This window comes from Halomicronema hongdechloris C2206 (assembly GCF_002075285.3).
Lineage (GTDB): Bacteria > Cyanobacteriota > Cyanobacteriia > Phormidesmidales > Phormidesmidaceae > Halomicronema_B > Halomicronema_B hongdechloris.
Genome location: NZ_CP021983.2, coordinates 5047442 through 5069625 on the forward strand (window position 1 = coordinate 5047442; position 22184 = coordinate 5069625).

The following is a 22184-nucleotide window of genomic DNA, read 5'->3' on the forward strand; positions in this document are numbered from 1 at the left end:
GAGTCGCTCTGGCCAAAACCAGGATAATCATACCTGGCCAGGAAAAGATCCCCAGGGAAAAATTAGGAATTCAGGCTACCTTTTAATGGATTCTGCCTTGATCACAAGGAGCTAGGAGGGGCGCAGTCACTATAGTACTGGGACGATTGCTGCCTTTAGCAATGTTACACATTGAAAGAAAACCCATGAAATTTTACATAGACCGAAAGAAGCTTGAAACCCTTGCAATAGAACGCATAAAGTGAATCACTGATCACGAAATCCAAAAATGAGGTTGCTATAGTGTAGGCAATTAGATATATAGGCTTAGATCCGCATCGGATTGAGCGCCTGCTTAATTAACAACTGTGCCTATGGCCACGTCATTCCTTCCCCATTCAGATAGCAACATGAACTGGTCTGACTCAGAGACTCTAACCGTTGCGTCTCATCAACATGAGACTAATATCGGTGGATTAGATACGGATATCGGCCTGGCCCAAGAAGATGCAGATTGGGACAATGCCGGAGAGGTTCAAGCCAAGTACTCCTCCCAGGACGCTCTATCTGATCTGGGGTTGCCTGGGTATAGCAAAACTCTCACCGATGATGCTGTCGGAGCCTTCTTCAAAGAGATGGCGCGTCATCCCCTTTTAAAGGCCAGTGAAGAAATCGAATTAGCTCGACAGGTTAAATTTTTGAGTGATGTCGATTCTGTTCGAGACGCCTTGATCAAGGAGACAGGGCAGTCACCAACCTTTCCTGCCTTAGCCGATCAACTGGGGTTGAGCCCAGCTCAATTGAAACAGAAACTTCACCAAGGTCGGGCTGCTAAGCGGCGGATGATTCGGTCTAACCTGCGGTTAGTTGTCTCGATTGCAAAACGCTATCTCAATCGGGGAGTTCCTTTTCTGGATTTAATCCAAGAAGGAGCCTTGGGATTGAATCGAGCCACCGAAAAATTTGACCCGGATAAGGGGTATAAGTTTTCTACCTATGCTTACTGGTGGATCCGTCAGGGCATTACCCGCACCATCGCCAACGATGCCCGCACAATTCGACTCCCCATTCACATCGTTGAGAAACTCAACAAGCTGAAAAAAGCCCATCGAGATCTGCGCCGCGATCTACAACGCAATCCTACCGAAGCAGAGCTGGCCGAGGTCCTGGATATGACTGTGGAACAGCTGCGTAGTTTACAGCAGGTGCGCCGTCGTTCCCTGTCTCTCAATCATCGGGTGGGCAAAGGAGAAGATACAGAGCTACTCGAACTCTTAGAAGACGGCAACACTCAATCTCCCGAGTCTAAAATTAGCGAGTCGATGATGCGGCAGGAGATTTCGAGTGTGTTGGCCGAGGTGTTAACCGAGCGTGAGAAGGACATTATTACCCTGCGCTACGGCCTCACCACTGGCGAAACCCATACCCTAGAGGAGGTTGGAGGGATCTTCAATCTATCCCGGGAACGGGTGCGACAGATCCAGACCAAGGCTATGCGCAAACTACGTCGTCCCCAAGTCGCCGCTCGACTGCGGGGCTGGCTGAAGTGATGGCTCCCTAGTTGAGGCCTATTCCCTAATCTCAGACTTAACGGCGTAGACCTGCAGCTTCGCTCCAAGCTTCAGCTTATGCGCCGATAAGTGGGCGCTGAGTTGATATGGGCGGCATCGTGATCAGAGCTTTAAGCCAGGACTCAGGCTGCCAGGCTCTTGTGGCCGCTAGATGGCACAACGAGGGGGGTTACTTCGGCTAAGGGACAGAGATTGCCCTGGCAGGCCCGTTTCAGGTAGTCTCTTAGCCTAAATTACCGAGCTCCAGGGTGATGATTCAGACATCCCGTGGGTCTGCAGTATCTATATGATTGAAATGCTGTTTGGGGCTCAGGTTAGATGGATTATAAGCAGGAGTTAATCACCACGATTCATGATCTAGGCTGCGATCTGGAGCAGTTGAATGAGCGCCTAAGCGAACTCAGCCAAACTCAGCCGACGGCTGTTCTAGTACCGTCGCTCTATGAAGAGCTTGAGCGTCCTGCCCTGGCTACTATTCGGGATCACTTAACCCAATGTCATTTTATTAACAACGTTTTCATCTGTCTCTATGCCAAAACCCGTGAGCAATTTGTCCGGGCAGTTCAGTTCTTCGAACCCTTGCCGCAACCAACGTTGATTCTCTGGGAGAATGGCCCCCGAGTGACGGAGATTTTAGCCGTCTTGCAAGAGCGGGGGTTTGACCTGTTGAAGTTTCGGGGCAAAGGACGGGCCGTGTGGCTGGGCATCGGTCTGGCTTCTCTAGAAGCTGCCGCCATCGCCCTCCATGACGCTGACATCACCACTTATGATCGCTCTTACCCCTTGAAACTGTTGTTTCCCTTGTTAGAGCGAGAGTTTGGTATTGCTTTCAGCAAGGCCTATTATGCCCGCCTGGGGAATCATCCCCGTAGTCTCCATGGCCGAGTCACCCGGTTGTTTGTGACGCCATTGATTACCTCCTTAATGGAGCTATTTGGTTATAAAGACTATCTACGCTATCTCAACGCCTATCGTTACCCCCTCTCTGGGGAGTTTGCCCTCACCAGTGATTTGGCTCTGAATACTCGCATCCCGGCCAATTGGGGCTTGGAGGTGGGGCTGTTGGCCGAGGTCTATCGCAACGTGGCCCTCAAGCGCATTGCCCAGGTGGACTTGGGCTGCTTCGAGCACAAGCATCAACCCCTGAGTCAATCCCCCGGGGAAGGGTTGCACAAGATGTGTCGAGATATTCTGCAATCGGTGTTGCGAACCTTGACCGAAACGGAACAAGTGGTGATCAGCATGGACCATATTCGGGCCCTGCGGGTGAAGTTTCGACGAGAGGCCCAAAACCTAACCCGTCAGTACTTTGTGGACGCTCGCTTTAACCATTTGCACTACGACCGCCACTTGGAGGAAATGACTCTGGAGAGTTTTGAGCAGGTTATTTTAGAGGCAGGCGAAGACTATCTTAAGGACCCAGCTGGAACGCAAATTCCTGACTGGACTAGAGCCCTAGCGGTCATGCCTGACCTGCGGGAAAAATTGCGGGATGCAGTGATCTCAGATATGGCGGATGCTCGGGATCCCCTGATTTCCTACGAGGCAGTTTAATTCCAAAATAAGGAGTTCATCCATGTCTGTTTCTGTTGGCAATGATGCAGCTGATTCGGCCCGGCACCGCCAGGCTCTAGCTGATTTGGAGGCTTTCAGTCGCTCCCAGGAACCAGGGGTTTGGCCTCACTTGGATAAGGCTGAGATTATTGCGGAGATGCGATCGCATCTCCGTAACCCGTTTACCGTCAACCAGGGGCAGCAGCCCTTCTGTGGGCCAGCCTCTATTTTGTTTGAACTGATCCGCAAATTGCCCCAGCGCTATGTCACCCTAACTCGTGCCCTCTTCGAGACCGGCGGTTTTCAGGGCCACAGTCGCCAGATTCAGACCTCTGAGGCTCTGCGCCAGGCCAGCCAGGGCAATCTTCGCATGGGGCCTGCAGACTGGATGATCCTAGCCACCCTACGGGAATCAGAAAATTTAATCTTCCCGGTGGAACCCAACGCCCCCGAGATCGTGCGCAACCTGGCCGGGATGACTAAGTCCTGGGAAATGAAAGGCTGGGTGCGAGAGATCTTAGGCTATCGCCACGTCGACTACAGGCACACCTACGTGCTGCGAGACCTCAGCGCCCTGCGCCACTCCCAAGAGGTGCTAAATCGAGGCGGCGTCGCCTTCGGCCTGATCACGGCCAGCACCCTGCTCACAGACAAGCCCGCCAAAATCGCCGTGCCTGAGCACTGGATTGCGATCGTGGGCAATGTGTCCATCCAGAAAGGCAGCTTTGGTCGCCACGACAGTGGCCATGTCAGCTTTGACTGCTTCACCTGGGCCAAACGGATGACCGTCGACGCCGACGAAGGTCCCTTTGAAGACGCTTTCTGGGGCGTGGTATTGGGTTGGAACTAGTTATCGAGTCAGGGCGCTGATTAAGATGCCTAAAAAGCTGGCAACCCCTAACAGGGTCAGGGCCGTAGCTACCGTCAAGCTGATAGACCGTCCCGGTCGATAGAGATAGTCATCTCGCCGAATCAATCGCAGCACCTGACGATGCTCTAGGATGGCAGCCACCATGGCAAAGGTCCCCAAACCAATGAAACACAGGCCCAAGAGACGCGCCATCGGGCTAGGATGACTGGCCTGGCTGATCTGGGTGCGGCCCAGGACAGCCACCAGCTGATCGATCCCAAAGCCAAAGCTAATTAGGGCCAAGCAGGTACGAATCCAAGCCATCAGAGTGCGCTCGGCGGCGGCTCGGTTACGTTCCTTGGCCAATTCGTTGTTCAGGTTATAGCGATTAGGGGCTAGGGATGGATCCTCTGGCAGCATCGGCACAACCATTCCCAGGGCTTACACTTCAAACTCACGGTTTCCGGCAGCAAGCTGCAAGACCATGGGATCTCCGTCATCTTGGTGATATTTATCGGCCCAATCCTGCAGTAATTTATCCAATTCTGCCAGCGCTTCGTCTTTTTTAGCCGGATCCACATCAAAGACCTCTAAGGCCCTCATGACATAGGGCTCCTTCGCCACCCAAGCCTGCATCAGGCTAAAGAATCGGGCCACATCCTCAATCATGGTAAAGGCGCGTTCCCGCGGCCCCTTGGGCGAATGTGCCGTACGGGCCAAGGCAAACAATGGCATGGTCAGCAGGGGCGAGTCAATTTGCAATACTGTATCTGAGTAGAGCAATCGAAACTTGATGTGCTCTGTTAAAGCATCGCTGAGGGGCATGCGCTGATCCGGCGATAGATGCTCCTGGGATTTGACATGCAGCACCTTAATCAGGTCCATGAACTCGAATAAATCGAGCAGTCGGGCCGGGGGCAAGTCGTCTGGTAGCGACGCTTCAATCTGTTGGCGCTCACTGGCCATTAACCCCTGGGTATGAATTCTCGGGTTGCCGGGTGTCCAGGGATGGAGTTCTTGCCACAGGTGAGGTAGGCCGATGAGATAGTAGGGCTCCTGGGAACTCAGGGTCTTGAGGGATAGGCCCTTATTCAAGGCCTCCTGCACCTCTTGGATGATGGCTTTTACCCGTTTAGGCTCCACGTGGTAGAGAAAGCCGGTTTTGCGAATATTGCCCCCCTGCTCTAGATAGGTGGTGTAAATGGCAAACTTGGCAGCCGTCGTGGCCGCATCTAGAAAGGCTCCATAGCGATGCCCTCCCATTTTCATGGCGCCCATGGCCAGATATAACAAGATCCGATCGGCTGGGCCAACCTCTAAGTTGAGGAGCGCCTTGTTATTCAGTTCAGTCTGGTTGTCAGAAGTAGTGGCCACGCCTCATTTACCGGTGTGATTCAAATCTGATAGGGAAAGCGGGTGGCAGATAAACCGCCCGGCCATTGCTACCCGTCCGGCTATTACTTAGAATGCTTCAGCCTATTAGATAGGAGGACCTTTCAGCAAGGAGTCAACCAGGCCATCCTCTCTAGAGTAACCATTTTCAAGGGATAACTGAGATCCGTTGATTCCCTTACTCCGTGGTTGTGATCATCGGCGAAGCCCTGTTAATCCCTAATTGGGGGCTTTTAGAAGAGATTCTATCCTTTAACGGGCAAAATTCAAGCCGGGACTGCCTTTTTTAGCGATTGGGGCTATTGATAGGGACCCAGTCAACCCCCATCCTGTTCCAGCTATGCCCTGCGGTGTAGTGCTGATGTGTTGGCCCTGGAGCAGCTCTAGGCGGTGAGTTAGACCTTGGCCTTTAGCGACTCGCCGCGCCGGTGTCCCCTCTCTCCAGCTCCTTCTTCCCTGACTAGAGACAATAAATCAGTTTGACCAATTTCCAAAAATCCCAGGGCTTCTAGGGAAAGCTGGGGCTGATGCCACTGGTGCCAACTTTGGCGTATCATCGGCAGGGCGCTGAGGCCAATGAATAGGGCCACGGCTAGCCCGATCAGACCATCGGCCCACAGCCAGTGAAACAGACTGATGGTAATGGCGGCGATGATGACGCCTAGGGAACTGGCTAGGTCGGCCAGGACGTGCAGGAAGATCACTCGCACGTTTAGGTTGTCTGGAGCGCCTTGCCGCAAGACACCGACGTTGACGCTATTCACCAGTAGCCCCAGGACGGCGGTGACCACCATGGGCCAGCTCAGGATCTCGGCGGGGGGTACCTGCAAATGGTGCCAGGCTTCCCAGGCAATGAGGCCAGCCATGAGCAACAAGCCGGTGCTGTTGATCAGGGCCGCAATACTCTCGAGACGATGACGGTGGGGGGAAAAGTGTCGGGCCAGGGAGGCCGTCGTGAGGGCAATGATAAGTGCGATCGCATCGGTGCAGAAATGCCCGGCATCGGCCAGAAGGGCAGTGCTATGGCTGAAACGACTCACTAGCCCCTCCAGTAAGCCATAGCCCAGCAACATTAGGACAACTCTCCCCAGCCAGGGAGAGGTACGTTGTCCCATTCCCCACTGGCATGAACACAGGACGCGAAACGGCATCAACATTCAAACCCCAGTCACAGTCACCTATTCCAATCGATTGACTCTGATGCAACCTAGGCCAGGGCAGCCGTGGCTGCCCTCTGCCGTTCTCAGACTATTCACTCGGTGTCGGTGTTCCAGTCTCCTCGTCCTCTGGAGCGGTCTCATCGTTACCGACAGGTGCGCCACAGTACTCATTCACCTGATTAATAATCTGAGATTCCGACGTAGACAGGTCTTCAATAGAACTCACCGCTGCCATCGTCTGCTGCTGAGACTCCTCGATCTTAGTCGGCAAATTAGCCTCAGACTCTACTGTAACCACCAGTTCCATGGCATCACTAGCCTGTTGCAGGGCACTGCTAAAGCCTTGCACCACTTCAACATAATCATCTCGAAACTGCACTAGCGTCTCATCCGACAACTCTGTGGCCTCCAGATCACTCACTAACCCATCTAAATCAGTGACCACTTGATCCACAGCCGCTGTATATTGGCTGGCAGCTGATTTAATGTCATCTAGGCCATCAACCTGGGAAGCATTTTGACTGAAGCTCTGGATTTCAGTCTCAAACTCTTGCATAAAGCCCTGGGTTTGATTAACCACCTCCGCCAGACGATTACACTGGGACACCTTAGACTCGCCGCAACCGGCGATTATCAAGGCCACCAAACCTGCCGGAACTCCCCATAGGCGTGGGCGCAGCGTCAGCATGAACTTCTCCTCAGTCGTCTGAAATGAATAAGGCTGCCGTCAGTCTATACCCATACCGCCGCAAACGGGTAAATCCAAGGTAAACGTCACCCAACCAGTCTTGAAATTGCCCCAGGCAATGTCCATGGAAACTTCATATCCGCGACGGTCTAACTCAGACAAGCCTGCAGCAGGCTGCCATTGACGCCTTATCCTAGGCCAGCCTTAGACGGTTCACTGCAGCAGCAATGACCGATCTCGAGCGGCCTTGGCATAGTTCATAGCATAGCGAAGCTGGCCAAACGCCTCTGGTCAGCATTGATCTTTGCTGATCTAAATCATGGCTTGCCTATAATGGCTCGCCTATAGGGGCTCGCCCATGACCGAATACGATTAGACATGGCGACTGCTGATAGGATCAGAACCAGTCGGTCAGTGGCTTTCGAAGGGAGTCTGCCGCCATCGCGGCCCACCTTCGACCATGATTGGCCGCCTGGACAGATTAGCAACCTCTATTGTTACGATTGATCCATGCCCACCCCTGATGAATTCATGCGAGCCGCCCAGTGGACCGGGGTTGCAGCCCTGATACTGGCAGGTATTACGGTTCTGGCCTTTGGGCTGGGCTGGGGTATTCGCTTCCGGCTAGTGGGGGTCACGAGTTTTACCGTGGTCCTGATGGCTGGCTTTTTTGGCCTCAGCTTTGAACCCTTCACGCCGACGGTGATACCGGGAGCCGTGTCCTATGCTACAGTATTCGACTCGGGGGCAAGCCAGATCGTCATTAAGGTTCCGCCTACAATCACGGAATCTCAACTTGAGGCCACGCTGCGACAGGCCGCTAGTAATCTACTGAAGCCCAGTCGGTTGAGTGGGCCAGGGGAAACGCCCACCATTCGAGCCCGCACCATTCTGCATGACCCACCAGGGGTGTCTCAATTGGTCTACTTGGGTCAGATCCAGCCTGCTTCCCCATCCGACGATGATGCCTTTAATATCGAGCTCTATCCAGATCAACTAGCCCGGATAGACACCTCACCCGATGCTTGAGATTATTGCTGAGCCTATGCCTTCCCTCACGTTGCCTGCCTTGGCCATCGCCCCGGCCCGCGTTATCCGGGGAGCTGGGATTTTGGCCACCTTGGCAGATGAGCTTACCCGCCTAGGTCGCCGTCCCCTACTCGTCGGCGGCCAGCGTTCCCTCCCCAAGGTCGTCCCTGAGTTAGCGCCCTGCCTGGAGAAGCTCGCTGTGGAGCAGGCAGTATACGGACCAGACTGCAGCGAGACCAGCTTGGCTCGTTTACACGAGATCGTGGCCAGCCATCAGGCTGATCTGATTGTCGGCATCGGCGGGGGGAAGGCCCTGGATACCGCCAAGCTGCTGGCCCATCAGGCCCACCTGCCGATAGTCACCATTGCCACTTCGGCTGCCACTTGTGCCGCCTGGACAGCGTTATCCAATATCTACTCAGAAGCCGGGGCCTTTCTCTACGACGTTGCCTTGGATCGCGGTCCAGATCTGCTGGTCCTCGACTATGACGTGATTCAAACTGCCCCTCAGCGCACCCTGATTGCTGGCATCGGTGATGCCCTAGCCAAATGGTACGAAGCTTCCGTTAGCAGTGGCCATTCTGAACAGTCTTTAGTGATTGCAGCCGTACAACAGGCCCGGGTGCTACGAGACATCCTATTTCAAAAAACGCCCCAGGCTCTGGCTGAGTGGGGCGGCACTGCCTGGTGCGATGTGGTTGACGCCTCTGTCTTGTTGGCCGGCGTCGTCGGGGGTCTGGGCGGGGCCCAGTGCCGTACCGTAGCCGCCCACGCCGTCCACAATGGCCTCACCCATGTGGCCGCTAGTCATGGTACCCTCCACGGGGAGAAGGTGGCCTACGGCATCCTAGTGCAACTGCGATTAGAGGAAATGGGACCCAAGACCTCCCTGGCAGCGACCGCCCGCCAGCAGTTGCTGCAGTTCTACGATCGGATTGGCTTGCCTCAGAGCCTCGATGACCTGGGCCTGGGCCAGATGTCTTTGGCTGATTTAAGGCAGGCTGCTACCGTCGCTTGCCGAGATGGTTCTGACATTTACCGTTTACCCTTCTCCGTCACTCCGGACGCATTGATGGCTGCCATGGTATCTTCCACCGCTGCAACCCCATGGGCCTCTAAAACCAATGCCTCCCAACTTGATGACTTGTCCCATTCCCCCCAGGAGGAGGTAAGTCCATGAGTCTAGACTGGCTGCAGCCTGCTGAGCGAGTGACGGCCTTGCCGCCCTATGTATTTGCCCGCTTGGATGAACTCAAGGCTCGAGCCCGGGAGCAGGGTCTCGACTTGATCGACCTGGGCATGGGTAATCCCGATGGCCCCACCCCAGCCCCTGTGGTGGAAGCCGCCCAAGCCGCTATTCAGGATGCCGCCAACCATGGATATCCTCCCTTCGAAGGGACCGCCAGTTTCCGCCACGCCATTACCAGCTGGTATCACCGTCGTTATGACGTCACCTTAGATCCAGACGGTGAAGCGCTGCCACTGCTAGGTTCAAAGGAAGGGCTGACCCACCTGGCTATGGCCTACATTAACCCCAGTGATATCGTTTTAGCCCCAACTCCGGCCTATCCCGCTCATTTTCGCGGACCTGCGATCGCAGGGGGCCACATCCACCATCTTCACCTTAGCCCCGACAACGATTGGCTCATCGATTTAGGGGCGATTCCCGACGAGGTGGCCCGGCAAGCCAAAGTCCTGTTCTTCAACTATCCCAATAACCCCACCGCCGCCACCGCCCCCCGCGAGTTCTTCGAGGAGGTGGTTGCCTTTGCCCGCCGCCATGAAATTTTACTGGTGCATGATCTCTGCTACGCCGAGCTAGCCTTCGACGGCTTTCATCCCACCAGCCTCTTAGAGATCCCAGGCGCCAAGGACATCGGCGTTGAATTCCATACCCTATCCAAAACCTATAACATGGCCGGTTGGCGGGTCGGCTTTGTGGTCGGCAACCGCCATGTGATCCAAGGACTACGTACTCTTAAAACTAACCTCGACTACGGCATCTTTGCAGCCCTGCAGCGAGCTGCCGAGACGGCCCTGCAGCTGCCCGATGTCTACCTCCATGAGGTGCAATCTCGCTATTGCCGTCGCCGCGACTTCCTCATCGACGGCCTCGCCTCCTTGGGCTGGACTGTCCCCAAGACCCTAGCCACCATGTACCTTTGGGTCGCCTGTCCTCCCGGCGTAGGGTCTACGGACTTTGCCCTCTCGGTGTTACAGGAAACCGGCGTCGTGGTTACTCCTGGCAATGCCTTTGGCCCCGGAGGCGAAGGCTATGTGCGCATTAGCTTGATTGCCGATTGTACTCGTCTGGGGGAGGCTCTAGAGCGGCTACGGCAAGCCAATATTCGCTATCGCCCTGTGGCTACGGTAGATGCCTAAGGCAGTCACAGCCATCTCCCCGGCAAGCAGGCTAACGCTGTATAGTGTGGGTAATCGGACAGGCTACTACTATGTTCAATATCGGTTGGACGGAAGTCATTATCATTCTAGGGGTGGCCACCCTGATTTTTGGCCCCAAGAAGATCCCAGAACTTGGTAGTGCTCTGGGCAAGACTCTGCGCGGCTTTAAAGACGAGATGAACAACCCCGACCCCGATGAGGGGGAATTAGATCTCTACGACGATTCAGATGCCTAGGGAACTCTGAGGTGTTTGCCTCAGTTAGGACATTCTGATTGAAGAAGCGGCTGCCATACCGCCAGTATTCTAATCAACACTGGTCAATGCCTAGGAATTATGACCGCAGGTAGTGCAGATAACCGTGGCGCAACTGCACCACCGGATGATTAGATAGACGCACCAGCTGCTCATCGTGAGTGGTCACAACTACGGTGATGCCGATAGAGTTGAGCTTCTTGAGGATCTTAATCACCTGACGGGAATTATCCAAATCTAGGTTGCCGGTCGGCTCATCTGCTAACAACAGTGGCGGCGTCCCCACCACAGCTCGGGCAATGCTGACTCGCTGTTGTTCTCCTCCTGAAAGTTCGTCAGGGAAACGGTGGGTTTTGTCTTGCAGCCCGACCATCTTCAAGGTCGGCTGCAGGCGTCGCTGAATCTCCTTACGGGTAAAGCCCTGAGCCCAGAGCACAAAGGCCACATTTTCAGCCACCGTACGTCGAGGAATCAGCTTGTAATCCTGAAAGACCACGCCGATACGGCGACGCAGCATCGCCAGCCGATTCCCCTTCAATTGCCGTAGGGATTGTTGATTGACAATGACCTCACCACTGGTCGGTTGCTCTTGGCCATAAAGCAGCTTCAGAAGGGTGGATTTCCCTGCGCCGGAGGGGCCGGTGACGAATAGAAAGTCCCCTCGATTTACCCGTAGATTGACGTTGACTAAAGCCTGACTACCATTGCGATAGGTTTTGGTCAGATTTTTCAAGACCACCATAGGGTCTGTGGAGGGGGAGGTGGTCGCCGCCGGTGACGCTACAGGATCGGCAGGGACAACCATTTTAAACCGCTGGTGCAGGGTATCTTGCACCGCTTGGGGCAATGGGCTGGAGCGCTGGCGAGAGGCCACGGAAGGAGTCATAGAGGAGTGCCTGGGAGCAACACCATGCCGGCTTCGGCGAAGACGGCATTTGAGGGCTTATTGTACTCGACTCCGCCGTCCTTGCGAGGCCTCGACTCAATTTTTTCTAGGCAGATTTTTGGGTGCCGCACTCAAGGCGAAACATTATGGTTCAGTCGGGGGCTCACCAGGTCCTCCTGGCTGCAGCTGATGTCCGATTTTGAGGGTCATGCCGGATACCCAGTCTCCTCGACATAGGCCAGATCCTGGGATGATCCTAGCTGTCTTGTGTCCAAGGCGGCCTCAGGGGGATCTACCGACTGAGTTGAGGCCGCGGCTTACGATAGGTGAATGCCCGCCAGGCAAATTGAGGTAGGGCTAGCATGCGTCGCCAGCGCCAGGGTTCTTGATAGAGGCGATAAAGCCACTCTAGGTTATGGTTGCAAAACCATTGCGGTGCTCTTGCCTTGCGCCCCGCCCAGATATCGAAACTGCCGCCGACTCCAATCCAGATGGTCTGGGGACAGAGATGGCGATGGTCTGTGATCCAAAATTCCTGTCGGGGAACCCCTAACCCTACCAGGATTATTCCGGGCTGCAGTTCCTGTAACTGCTGCTGCAGGGCTTGCTGTTCATCGTCACTCAGATAGCCGTGCTGGCTATAGATGCTGAGCCGGGGCCGTTGCTGCTGCCAGTGGCGAGCGGCTTCGGCGGCAATGCCGGGAGCACCACCATAGAAGAAGACGGTCTCATTTTGCAGTTGAGTCAAAAGACTCGCCGCCAATTCGATCCCAGGACAGCGTTGAATTCGTTTCCCCTGGGCTCGAAAGTAGAGCACTACTCCGGCGCCATCCGGGATGATCAAATCAGCGGTTTGAATGGTCTGGCGTAACCGAGAGTTGCCCTCGGCTTGCATGGCCATCTCAGCATTTAGGGTGATGATGTGCACCCCTTGATGCTGCTGACGTTTTGCGATCAACCAGGCAGGGTAATCGGGGTGCCAATGCAGGGGCAAGCCCATGACGGAAAGGGGCTCAAGCCGGTCTGCCAACATGGTGCCATCCTTTTTGTTCGTAAAGCTTCAACTCCAGCATAGGAAAACTTGCATACCATAGATGACAGTGCATCTCAGCAGAAGTGCCCGGAATCGGGCCGGACCTGGATGAATAACGGTTAAGTGTACAGCATACCCCCACTGCCCCGGGCATTGGTTTCAGCTAGGTGCAACGATGATTAAGCTCAACAACTTACGGCTGGGACAAAAATTTACCCTGTTGCTGGTACTGGTCTTTTTAGCTGGCATCGTGGCCAGTGGTGTGGCTTTATCGACGGTGTTGAACCGATCGGCCCAAGCCCAAGTCACCACGAAAGCCTTGATGCTGATGGAGACGATGAATTCGGTGCGGGAGTACACCAGTAGTCAGGTGCAGCCCGAGTTAGAAGCGCGCTTGGCAAGCGAATTTCTGCCGGAGACGGTGCCAGCTTACTCTGCCCGCGAGGTGTTTGAAACCTTTCGCGCTAATCCGGCCTATGGGGATTTCTTCTACAAGGAGGCCACTCTCAATCCCACCAATCTCAGGGATAAGGCGGATGAGTTTGAGACGGTAATAGTAGAGAATTTCCGCGCCCAGGATGACCCCGGCGAAGTCAGTGGCTTTCGGACTACGCCAGCCGGGAAGTTATTTTACATTGCCCGTCCGATTCGGATTGAGCAGGAAAGCTGCCTGCAATGCCACGGTTCTCTGGAAGAGGCGCCGGCTAGCTTGATTGATCGCTATGGCAGTGCCAATGGCTTTGGCTGGACCTTGAATGAAATCGTTGGGGCCCAGGTGATTTCGGTGCCGGCTGAAACAGTATTGCAGAATGCCCGCCAATCGCTGCTGCTGACCTTGGGCATTTTTGTCGTCGTGTTTGCGATCGCAATTTTCCTGGTTAATCTATGGCTGAAACGCTTCGTAGTGCGGCCGCTCAACCGCATGGCCCGGGTTGCTGAAGCCGTCAGCACTGGCGACACCGATGCTGAGTTCAATCAGACCTCTAATGACGAAGTGGGGCAACTGGCCCAATCCTTCAACCGCATGCGCATGAGCCTGCAGATGGCCATGCGGCGACTGGAGCGCTATCGGGAAGGCCGCCGCAGTTCTGGCAACTTTTCAGAGTAGCTGCCTTTGAAAGGCCTCAGCCTGGCGGTCATCCGGAATCTCTGCCGCCAGGCGTTCCACCAGTTGTTGGGAATCCAAATGAGGATACTCCGCCAGTGTTTCCTCGATCAAAAAGTTAGCCATGGGGCCAATGCAATGGGCTAAGGCTTGTCGGCAGCGCTGCACAAAGGCGTCATCCACCGCAGCAGGCGTCTCTGCTGCTGTGACTGAGGCTGCTGCCGTTCCCGCCTGAGATTGGGCCGCCGTCAATAGGTCAGAGGCAGGAATGTCGATGCGACTGATAAAGGCCGTGGCCTGATCGGCATTAGACAACTGCTCAGCCAGACGATCAACCAGCTGTTGGGGCGAGGCATCAGGATATTGCGCTAAGACATCTTCGATCACCATACTGGCCATGGGGCCAATGCAGCGGGCCAGTTCCCGCTGGCACTGCTGGATAAAGTCAGGCAGTTGTAAGGCACTGGGAGAGCGCAACGGCAGGGGCTCGGGGGGAGCCTGAAAGGCAGGGCCTGGATCGTGTAGCACTGTGGGCGGCAACACCTCCGAGGGAGCATTGCCCAAATTCAAGGCGGCTATCACCTCCTGGGCCGATTGGAAGCGGTTTTTCGGTTGACGCTGTAATAGTTTGCGCAGCACTCGCTCCAAGCCATCACTCACCCGGACATGGGCTTGCCATTGCCAGTCTAGGGAGTCTCGATTCAGCAGTTCCTTCGGGTAGCGTCCGGTCAGCAAGACAATAGTCGTGACTGCCAAGGCATAAAGGTCGCTGCAGGGATAGCACTGCCCCATCTGAATTTGCTCCGGCGGAGAATAGCCAAATTTCCCCACCATGGTGGCCCGCCTGCCCGGGGCTGGTCCGTCATCCGGCTCGGCATGGGCCAGCAGATCACTGACGGCGTCGTTGACCAAGCCGAAGTCAATCAGCACCGGCAGGTTGCGATCGCGGGAATGAATAATATTGTCGGGTGAAATATCGCGGTGGACAATCTTCAGCCCATGCAGATGGTCCAACACCCGCAGCATTTGCTCCAACCAGGGCAGTATCTCTGCCTCTGTAAACTTAGTGCCCTGACGCCGCCGCTGCCGCAGCAGCTGCGCGTAGGTGACCCCATCGATAAACTCCTGCACAATGAATAACCGATGGGACTGGGTAAAGCAGGCCAGAAACTTGGGCACCTGGGGATGATCCAACTGGTAGAGGGTCTTAGCCTCCCGCTTAAATAAATTGACCGCCTTCTCTAAAGAGCGACTCGAACGCTGGGTCGGCACAAACTCCTTCAGCACACAGGCTTCTTCAAACCGCTGCACATCGATGGCCAGATAAGAGCGACCAAACCCCCCCTGCCCCAGCAACCGTTGAATGACGTAGCGACCGGCCACCCGATTGCCCGGTTGCAAGAAATGCTGAGAGGGGGGGCTCGAGGCCGGCGGAGTCTCCGCCGGGGCACCAGATGCAGCGGTACTGTGCTCCCGGGCGGCCGCCACCGGCTTAATGCTGACATGGTAAGCGGGGACGGGCTCTTGAATATTCTTGAGCTGCAGGGCCCCCGCGTCGGTCACATTGAGGGACAGCCGCGACTTGACTACGTCATAGACCACCTTAGATATGCAAAGCTCGCCGGGATTCGCCGCTGTCTGTAAACGAGCGGCGATATTTACCCCGGTCCCCATCACATCCGACTGACTAAAGAACACATCCCCCAGGTGAACGCCGATGCGATGTTGCAAGGTCTTGCCGGGATGGCTGCCGGCATTGATTCGGGTAATGTCCTGCTGAATCGCTAAGCCGCAGCTGACCGCCTGAACGGCACTGGCAAAGTACAACAACAAGCCGTCTCCCGTAGACTTCAACACCCGGCCCTCAAACTCGAGACACAGGCGCTTACTCAACTCCAAATCCCGCTGGATCAACGCCAGCGTTGCCTCTTCATCAGCTGCCATGCGGGCACTAAAGTCAACCGCATCGGTCACTACAATGGCAGCCAGAGTACGCTGTCCTCGTTCAGCGATAGGGGGGTCGTCCATGGTCGTTCTCGTGAAGTCGTTACGATGGAGGCGGGAACTGACTGAATCGCCAGAACTCGCAGGCGATTCAGCCGATGGCAATTGGGTGACAACTGGGTTGAGATGCTAACCCCTGATGACAGTAGTGGGATCAGGCTGGCGATAAGGCCAGTGTAACTAGTAAGCCAGATCGAATTCCCTCAGGAGTTGATCACGCTCACACCCTGTTGATGAACCCCCTCATTCGAATGAATAAAGTATCTACCACAGCTTTTGCTAAAATCTGCAGCCACCGCGGCATGATGTAATCGCGCGGTAATCGATATCTACCCTAAAGTCAACAACAGCCGTCCTCAGCATCCTGGCCAACGCTATCGCTATTGCCCCCAGCAAACCTCTGAAGGGTATCTCTCGAGACTTTACCTAGTACTATAGCGAGTCCTGGGAGGAAGCTTCCACGGTCAGCACGGCCGGTTGCGATCGCACGTTGGCCTCCAACGGTCTCACTTTATCCACCAATTGGATCAGGGCTGCAAAGCTAGGCACCGGCGCATTAGGGATATAGCCAGCATCGGCCACAATACTAGCCGGCGCCGCCTTCATCACCGTTTCGATCAGACGCTGCTGGTTACGCTCTACCGCCGGACTCAGCAATACGGCCCCAGGGGGCACCACTCGACTCTCATGCAGCACTCGAAAATCAATATCAGAAAATTCTTGACGATATTGTTGAAAGTCTTCCTTAGAGAGCGCCCCAGCCACCACACTCCCATCTGTTACCCATTCCAGAATCGCCCTTGGCGTCGGGGCAAAGCGAATCTCTGCCAAGGTCAGCCCATACAAATCGTATAGAGGCAGGTAGTACCCTGTGGCCGAGCCCGGTTCTCCCAGGGCAATGGTCTGATTAGCCAAATCCGCCAGACTATCCACAGAACTATCCGCAGAGACCACCAGCACTGACCGTTGATTCGGCACCCCCTGTAAGGGAAACAGAGGCGTATACTGCGCCTCTGCTAAGGCAATGGCCGTCAAGCCAGCCGGTGCAAAGGCAATCGACCAAATCTGCCGCTGCACCTGCTCAACGGCTTTTAACTCATTAAATACCGGCTCCAACTCAACCAGGGCATTCAGCTCCTCAGCCAAGTATTGCCGGAAAGACTCATAGCGCTCGGCCGTCTCAGCTACGCCCTGATCGCTGACCACGCCGACTACGAGGCGATTAGGCCCACCCGAGACCTCCCCAGAGTCACAACCAACCAGCAGCGTCCCCAGCAGCGCGACTATACCCAGCAACAGATACGCGACCTGCCGGCGCAGAAAATTCCTGGAAGCCGTTCCCTTGCCCATACCCTTGCCGACCCCGACGGCACCACTGGGGAGATGGTCATGAGCGTAGCGCGAAGGCCCTTAGTAGTCCAACTCTTCTTCGTACTCTGTGACCTTCTTCTTCTGAGGAATATTCACCGGCGGAGCTTGATAGGGCTCCGGTTCATCCTCAGTCCAGATGTCTTCAGTCACTTCCCGATAGTCGGCATCATAGTCAGTCTGGGTAGCCTGAACCTCTCCCCAGTTGTCGGCCTCGGGCTCGGCTTCCCGGTAGAGTTGGGCCTGTTGCCGGGGCATGGGCTCCGGCGCCGCCATCGGCTCTGGTTCGCCCCAGTCATCTTCGCTCCACCGCTCCCCAGCCGCTGGAGCCCGCTCTCGCAGCATATCTGCTGGCGGTTGCACCCCAGAGGGCAACTGATTGGAGGTGGAAATCGGCATGATGTATTCGCTGTCATCCTGCCGCTCCCAGGGAGCGCCGCCGATGCCGAGCCGTTCTAAAATCCCCACACTCAGCTGCATCAGCTTCTCTTCTGCCCCCTCAAACACGATCAGCCGATCGGGGCCACTGCTGACCACTTCCTCAATGGGCAGCTCGTAGGTGCTGATCACCTGATCTGGGATTTGCGGCAATCCGAAGGAGGCGATGACAATGGACTCGACTTTGCCAGTGGTGACGTCGAATTTAAAGCCGCGCACCCGGCCTAGCATTTCGCCGTCTTCGGTAATGACTTCGCAGTTGATCAGCGTACTGTAGGGAGCGAGGCTGATATCATCCTCGATGGCGGTGTCATCATCCACCAAAATCACATCGCCAATCTGGCGGATGCTGCTGAGCAACATGGTGTGTTGAGTGCCCGACATGACGCCAGGCAAGATGCTCTCCCGCAGTCCCAGCGCTACCACTTCACCCTGATCGACGTCGACCCATAACTGGCTCACAACTCCAAGGCGGCGGCCGGTGCTGCGGGTTATGACTTGGGTACCCAGAATATCGGCACGTTGGCGGAATTTGTCGAAGGTCATGTCGGGGTCCTGAATCTCACCGAGAGACGATGTGACGGCTAGCTGTTAAATGTCCATCTTAGCTAAAATCGCCTCAATTTACAGACTGATACACATGTTGGCTGGGCCAGTAAACTGCGGCGTCGGGTTAGCGATTGTTCTTGGCAACTATGCCTAAACTGGGGAGCCGGAGGATGACTGGAATCGGCCACGAGCTTACATGGAGGCACTCTGGGCTTGCAAGTCAAGCCCCAAGACTTGGGTGTAGGCCCCCCGGGCCTGAGTGACGCCGATGGTCCGCTGAGAGGCTTCGATCATCGGTCGCCGCAGGCTAACCACGATGAACTGGGCCTGTTCCGCCTGTTGCTTGATCATGCGCGACAATCGCTCCACATTAGCGCCGTCTAGGAACATATCCACTTCGTCGAAGGCATAAAAGGGCGAGGGGCGATAGCGTTGTAGGGCAAAGATGAAACTGAGGGCCGTGAGGGACTTTTCGCCCCCGGACATGGAGGCCAAGCGTCGCACTGGTTTGCCCTTGGGATGGGCTACTAAGTTGAGGCCACCATTAAACGGATCTTGAGGGTCGTCTAACTGGAGATGACCATCGCCGTCTGAGAGCTGGGCGAAGATGGCCTGAAAGTTTTGATTGACGGCGGTGAAGGCTTCTTGAAAGGCCTGGCGCCGTAGGGTGGTAAAGTTTTCGATGCGCAAGAGCAGTTCGGTACGCTCTTCTTCTAAAGTGGTGAGCTTGGCGCTGAGTTCGTCGAGGCGTTCTTGGGTGCGGTGATATTCATCTAGGGCCAGCATATTCACCGGCTCTAGGGCCTCTAGGCGTCGTTGTAGCGATCGCAACTCCTGGCGCACCTTGTCTAGGTCTACCTCGGCGGGAATCTCAGGCTGGGGATCGGGCAGTTCCGCCGCTTGGGCAGCTAGGGTGTCTTGCCCCTCAGCCAGGCGCTGCCGGCGTTCCTGCTGCGACTCTTGCAGCTTTTGTCGCTGCCATTCCTGTTGTTGCTTGGCTGTCTGCCGCTCCCGCAACTGATATTCGCTGCGATCGCGATTAGCTTTTTCCGTCGCCAGGGTTTTATCGAGGGCAGCCAGGCCTTGGCGAATCCCGTCGATGGTCTGCTGCATCGCTGCCTGCTGTTCTGTCAAGGTCCCCCGTTGCTGCTCTTGCTCTGTCTGTTGCCGCTGGTGAGCGGCGAGCTGCTGTTGCTGCTGCAGAATAGATTCCTCGAGGCGCTGGCTTTGGCTAGTCAGCTCCTGCAGCCGCTGCTCAGCAGTCCGCAGGGCGGCTTGCCGCTGATCCAGGTCCGTTTCTAGGGCGCGAATTTCCGTCTGGGCCTGTTGCCATTCGCTGTGGGTCTGGGACTGCTCTAGGGCTGCCAGGGCCTGGCGCTCAGCTTGGAGGGATTGCTCTTGGGCGGGTAGGGTCTGGGCCAGCTGCTGCAGCCGGGCTTCGGTAGCAGTCAGTTCCTGTTGGGCTTGGCTGAGTTGGTGCTGAGCCTGATCGCGGCGCTGGTTCAACTGTTGCTGTTGCCGATCGGCTTGAGAGCGCTCGAGTTGGTGATCGCGATGGCGCTGCCGGGCTGCCATCAAGGTCTGGGAAGTTTGGGCCACCGTTTGGCTGAGCTCTTCGATGGTGCGATCGCAGCGCATCAGAACCTGCTCAATCTCCTGCAAGCGCTGGCGCAACCCTTTCGCTTCCTCGGATTCAGCCGGCTCCACCGTGCCAAAATGGAGACTGCCCTGGCGCTTCAGTAAACTGCCGCCGGTCATAGCTCCACTGGTTTCTAGGATTTCTCCCTCCAGGGTGACCATGCGAAATTGGCCCAGATGCGGTCGAGCCGCATCCAGGGTCTCAAACACCGCCGTACTGCCAAAGACATAGGCAAACACCCGCTGATACCGGGGCTCACACTCAATCAAGTTCACCGCATAATCAATAAACCCATCGGGCCGCTGCCAAGCCGGCAGTGGCGTAAACTTGGGCACCCGAATCCCATTCAGGGGCAAAAACGTCGCTCGCCCGGCCCGGCGCTGCTTCAACAGGTCGATGCCCCCAGCCGCCACCCGATCATCCTCTACGACTAGATAACCGAGCCGCCCCCCAGCCGCCACATCCAGCGCCTGCTGAAAGCGTGGCTCTACTCGGCCCAACTGAGCCACCAGACCACAAATCCCCGGCAACCCCGACTTTAATAGCACCTCAGTGGCCCGAGTTCCTTGAGATTCCTGCAACGCCTGCACCTGGGCTTCCAGCCGATCCAAAGCCCGCTGTTTTTCCCGTTGTTCCCGCAGCAAGCGCGCCTGGGTTTCCTGTTGCACCTGCAGCTCCTGCTCCGTCTGCGCTAAGGTCGCCGCCAAGGTCTGCACCTCTGTCTCTAGAGTGGCCTCTACCGAAGCCTCCGGACCAGCCGCGGCCAGCCACTCTTTTTCCAACTCCTGCAGCACCTGCTGCTGACCCTGCACCTGTTGTTGCAGCTGATGCAACCGTTCCTGCAAACGCACTTGTTCTGACCGTTGGGGTTCCAGAGTGGCCAAGAGCGCCTCAATCCGATGGCGTAGCTGGGTCTGTTCCTGCACCCAAGTCTGCGAGGCATCGGCCATCTCACTGGCTGCCTGGCGCCGTTGATCTAAAGTCTGCTGAGCCTGGTCACAGTCCTGCCGCAGCCGTGGCAATTCCTGGGCAGCCAGGGGGGTTAGGGCCTGCTGCAAATCGGCCAGGGTCTGGCGCTGCTCCTGCAGGGTAATCTGAGTTTGACGCTGGGCGGCCGCTGTCTGCTGCGCCGCCGCCTGTAACGCCTGCTCTTGTCGTTGCAACTGCCGTAGTTCGGCCTCTTGAGTCGCTAATTGAGACTGTAAGGCCAGATGTTCCTCCTCTCCCAGGGCCTTAACCCGTCGATTCAACTCGTCTAACTCAGTCGCCAGGGCCTCAATGGCTGCTGTCGTCTCAACAATGGTCTGATCTAGCTGCCGAGCCTCGGCCTCCCCAGCCTGAATCTGCTGAGTCAACTCCTGACACAGCCGTTGTTGGGCCTGCCAGATCAGCACTGCTTCCCATTGAGTCTTGGTCTGCAGGGTTTCCCGCAACTGTTGATACTTCTCGGCCTTGCGACGATCTTGATCGAGGCGGTCGCGCTGGCTAATCAGCTCTCGCTCTACGATGCGAAAGCGTTCTTCTTGATCTTTAACGGCATCTAATTTGCCCCTGGCTTGATCGATCTTGCGATCAAAGGCAGCCACCCCGGCTAACTCATCAATGATCTCCCGCCGCTCCCGGGAATTCATGGAGATAATACTGGTGACATCCCCCTGTAGCACCACGTTATAGCCTTCGGGATAAATCCGAAATCGCTGCAGCTGCTCATGGAGTTGGCCTAGGGTACAGGGCTCGCCATTGATGTAATAATTGGAGGTATAGGTGCCCTGGGTCGTCACCCGCAGCCGTCGCGTCACACTCCATTCCCGCACCAAAGGCACGACGTTAGCAACCGCATCACCATCACCATTGACGTCGCCACCAGCCGTTGTCTCAGTCTCCGCCTCGTCATCCTCCACCAGCAGCTCTGGCGGCAGATCACTGATGTCAAAGACCACCGTGACACTGGCTTCAGCCGTAGAGCGGCGACTGGCCTGATTTTGATTGACCAAATCAGGCAACCGTTCGGCCCGCATGCCCTTGGAGCTGGCCAAACCAAGGCAGAACAGCAAGGCATCAAGGATATTCGACTTGCCAGACCCATTCGGCCCTGAAATTACTGTAAACCCAGGCAGAAACGGAACCTGAGTGGTGCCGCCGAAAGATTTGAAGTGGGAGAGTTCAACACTCTTGATATGCACTGATCAATCAAACCTCGGAGCACATAGACAAATGTACTACAAACCAGCGGTGGGTGCACCCATGCCAGCCATTTAGCTTGCCGCCGCAGGCCAGCCCTC

General features: G+C 56.0%; 18 protein-coding genes. 8 read left to right on the forward strand and 10 right to left on the reverse strand.

The window, feature by feature from the left end; genetic code table 11:
- Positions 1-353 precede the first annotated feature (353 nt).
- From XM38_RS23040 to XM38_RS23050, 3 genes are all read left to right on the forward strand, one after another.
- On the forward strand, positions 354-1529 hold the full coding sequence (locus tag XM38_RS23040) for an RNA polymerase sigma factor, RpoD/SigA family (RefSeq protein ID WP_225889389.1): 1176 nt from the start codon (positions 354-356) through the stop codon (positions 1527-1529).
- Between the two features lie 339 nt (positions 1530-1868).
- On the forward strand, positions 1869-3104 hold the full coding sequence (locus tag XM38_RS23045; RefSeq protein ID WP_088431169.1) for a glycosyltransferase family protein: 1236 nt from the start codon (positions 1869-1871) through the stop codon (positions 3102-3104).
- A 22-nt stretch (positions 3105-3126) separates the two neighbouring features.
- A complete protein-coding gene (locus tag XM38_RS23050) occupies positions 3127-3954 on the forward strand; it encodes a hypothetical protein (protein WP_080805433.1) in 828 nt (275 codons plus the stop codon).
- Here the strand turns inward: XM38_RS23050 and XM38_RS23055 are convergent, their stop codons facing one another.
- The 4 genes from XM38_RS23055 to XM38_RS23070 form a co-directional block, all read right to left on the reverse strand.
- Positions 3955-4374 carry a YidH family protein gene (locus XM38_RS23055; protein WP_080805431.1) on the reverse strand — a complete coding sequence of 140 codons (420 nt, stop codon included), beginning with the start codon at positions 4372-4374 and terminating at the stop codon, positions 3955-3957. It abuts the gene before it with no gap.
- 21 nt (positions 4375-4395) lie between these two features.
- Complete coding sequence (hetR, locus tag XM38_RS23060; RefSeq protein WP_080805604.1) at positions 4396-5298, reverse strand: heterocyst differentiation control protein; 903 nt, start codon at positions 5296-5298, stop codon at positions 4396-4398.
- Between the two features lie 443 nt (positions 5299-5741).
- Positions 5742-6461: a cation diffusion facilitator family transporter gene (locus tag XM38_RS23065; protein ID WP_187329523.1), complete on the reverse strand. Its 720-nt coding sequence runs from the start codon at positions 6459-6461 to the stop codon at positions 5742-5744.
- Between the two features lie 133 nt (positions 6462-6594).
- The gene (locus XM38_RS23070) at positions 6595-7194 is read right to left on the reverse strand and encodes a hypothetical protein (RefSeq protein ID WP_080805427.1); all 600 of its coding nucleotides are present in this window, start codon (positions 7192-7194) and stop codon (positions 6595-6597) included.
- Between the two features lie 510 nt (positions 7195-7704).
- Here XM38_RS23070 and XM38_RS23075 point away from each other — a divergent pair.
- The 4 genes from XM38_RS23075 (at position 7705) to XM38_RS23090 (ending at position 10862) form a co-directional block, all read left to right on the forward strand.
- Positions 7705-8223 (forward strand): Ycf51 family protein, encoded by a 519-nt coding sequence (locus XM38_RS23075; RefSeq protein WP_080805425.1) that lies wholly within the window; start codon positions 7705-7707, stop codon positions 8221-8223.
- A gap of 16 nt (positions 8224-8239) precedes the next feature.
- Complete coding sequence (locus tag XM38_RS23080; protein WP_080805602.1) at positions 8240-9403, forward strand: iron-containing alcohol dehydrogenase family protein; 1164 nt, start codon at positions 8240-8242, stop codon at positions 9401-9403.
- Positions 9400-10605, forward strand: a complete 1206-nt coding sequence (locus XM38_RS23085) for an aspartate aminotransferase (RefSeq protein ID WP_080805423.1) — start codon at positions 9400-9402, stop codon at positions 10603-10605. Before XM38_RS23080 ends, XM38_RS23085 begins: the two co-directional genes overlap by 4 nt.
- Before the next feature lie 71 nt (positions 10606-10676).
- Positions 10677-10862, forward strand: coding sequence for a Sec-independent protein translocase subunit TatA/TatB (locus XM38_RS23090; RefSeq protein WP_080805421.1), 186 nt, complete (start codon positions 10677-10679; stop codon positions 10860-10862).
- A 97-nt stretch (positions 10863-10959) separates the two neighbouring features.
- Here the strand turns inward: XM38_RS23090 and ftsE are convergent, their stop codons facing one another.
- Both ftsE and XM38_RS23100 read right to left on the reverse strand, forming a co-directional pair.
- Positions 10960-11685 carry a cell division ATP-binding protein FtsE gene (ftsE, locus tag XM38_RS23095; protein WP_391540821.1) on the reverse strand — a complete coding sequence of 242 codons (726 nt, stop codon included), beginning with the start codon at positions 11683-11685 and terminating at the stop codon, positions 10960-10962.
- Between the two features lie 373 nt (positions 11686-12058).
- A complete protein-coding gene (locus XM38_RS23100; protein WP_225889390.1) occupies positions 12059-12799 on the reverse strand; it encodes a WecB/TagA/CpsF family glycosyltransferase in 741 nt (246 codons plus the stop codon).
- Positions 12800-12974: 175 nt separating this feature from the next.
- Here XM38_RS23100 and XM38_RS23105 point away from each other — a divergent pair, with 175 nt between their 5' ends.
- On the forward strand, positions 12975-13907 hold the full coding sequence (locus tag XM38_RS23105) for a c-type heme family protein (protein ID WP_080805418.1): 933 nt from the start codon (positions 12975-12977) through the stop codon (positions 13905-13907).
- Here the strand turns inward: XM38_RS23105 and XM38_RS23110 are convergent.
- From XM38_RS23110 to smc, 4 genes are all read right to left on the reverse strand, one after another.
- Complete coding sequence (locus XM38_RS23110; protein ID WP_088431171.1) at positions 13899-15932, reverse strand: protein kinase domain-containing protein; 2034 nt, start codon at positions 15930-15932, stop codon at positions 13899-13901. The two genes, XM38_RS23105 and XM38_RS23110, sit on opposite strands and share 9 nt — an antisense overlap.
- Before the next feature lie 408 nt (positions 15933-16340).
- Entirely contained in the window at positions 16341-17204 is an 864-nt protein-coding gene (locus tag XM38_RS23115) for a phosphate/phosphite/phosphonate ABC transporter substrate-binding protein (RefSeq protein ID WP_225889391.1), read from the reverse strand.
- Between the two features lie 114 nt (positions 17205-17318).
- Entirely contained in the window at positions 17319-18260 is a 942-nt protein-coding gene (locus XM38_RS23120; protein WP_080805411.1) for a PRC-barrel domain-containing protein, read from the reverse strand.
- 195 nt (positions 18261-18455) lie between these two features.
- Positions 18456-22085 (reverse strand): chromosome segregation protein SMC, encoded by a 3630-nt coding sequence (smc, locus tag XM38_RS23125; RefSeq protein WP_080805409.1) that lies wholly within the window; start codon positions 22083-22085, stop codon positions 18456-18458.
- Positions 22086-22184 lie beyond the last annotated feature (99 nt).

Coding starts and splice junctions, on each gene's coding strand:
- XM38_RS23045 (WP_088431169.1), top strand. CDS start 1,869: ATGGATTATAAGCAGGAGTTAATCACCACGATTCATGATCTAGGCTGC.
- XM38_RS23055 (WP_080805431.1), bottom strand. CDS start 4,374: ATGCTGCCAGAGGATCCATCCCTAGCCCCTAATCGCTATAACCTGAAC.
- XM38_RS23040 (WP_225889389.1), top strand. CDS start 354: ATGGCCACGTCATTCCTTCCCCATTCAGATAGCAACATGAACTGGTCT.
- XM38_RS23110 (WP_088431171.1), bottom strand. CDS start 15,932: ATGGACGACCCCCCTATCGCTGAACGAGGACAGCGTACTCTGGCTGCC.
- XM38_RS23070 (WP_080805427.1), bottom strand. CDS start 7,194: ATGCTGACGCTGCGCCCACGCCTATGGGGAGTTCCGGCAGGTTTGGTG.
- ftsE (WP_391540821.1), bottom strand. CDS start 11,685: ATGGTTGTCCCTGCCGATCCTGTAGCGTCACCGGCGGCGACCACCTCC.
- XM38_RS23080 (WP_080805602.1), top strand. CDS start 8,240: ATGCCTTCCCTCACGTTGCCTGCCTTGGCCATCGCCCCGGCCCGCGTT.
- XM38_RS23120 (WP_080805411.1), bottom strand. CDS start 18,260: ATGACCTTCGACAAATTCCGCCAACGTGCCGATATTCTGGGTACCCAA.
- XM38_RS23085 (WP_080805423.1), top strand. CDS start 9,400: ATGAGTCTAGACTGGCTGCAGCCTGCTGAGCGAGTGACGGCCTTGCCG.
- XM38_RS23090 (WP_080805421.1), top strand. CDS start 10,677: ATGTTCAATATCGGTTGGACGGAAGTCATTATCATTCTAGGGGTGGCC.
- XM38_RS23105 (WP_080805418.1), top strand. CDS start 12,975: ATGATTAAGCTCAACAACTTACGGCTGGGACAAAAATTTACCCTGTTG.
- XM38_RS23075 (WP_080805425.1), top strand. CDS start 7,705: ATGCCCACCCCTGATGAATTCATGCGAGCCGCCCAGTGGACCGGGGTT.
- XM38_RS23100 (WP_225889390.1), bottom strand. CDS start 12,799: ATGTTGGCAGACCGGCTTGAGCCCCTTTCCGTCATGGGCTTGCCCCTG.
- XM38_RS23050 (WP_080805433.1), top strand. CDS start 3,127: ATGTCTGTTTCTGTTGGCAATGATGCAGCTGATTCGGCCCGGCACCGC.
- XM38_RS23065 (WP_187329523.1), bottom strand. CDS start 6,461: ATGGGACAACGTACCTCTCCCTGGCTGGGGAGAGTTGTCCTAATGTTG.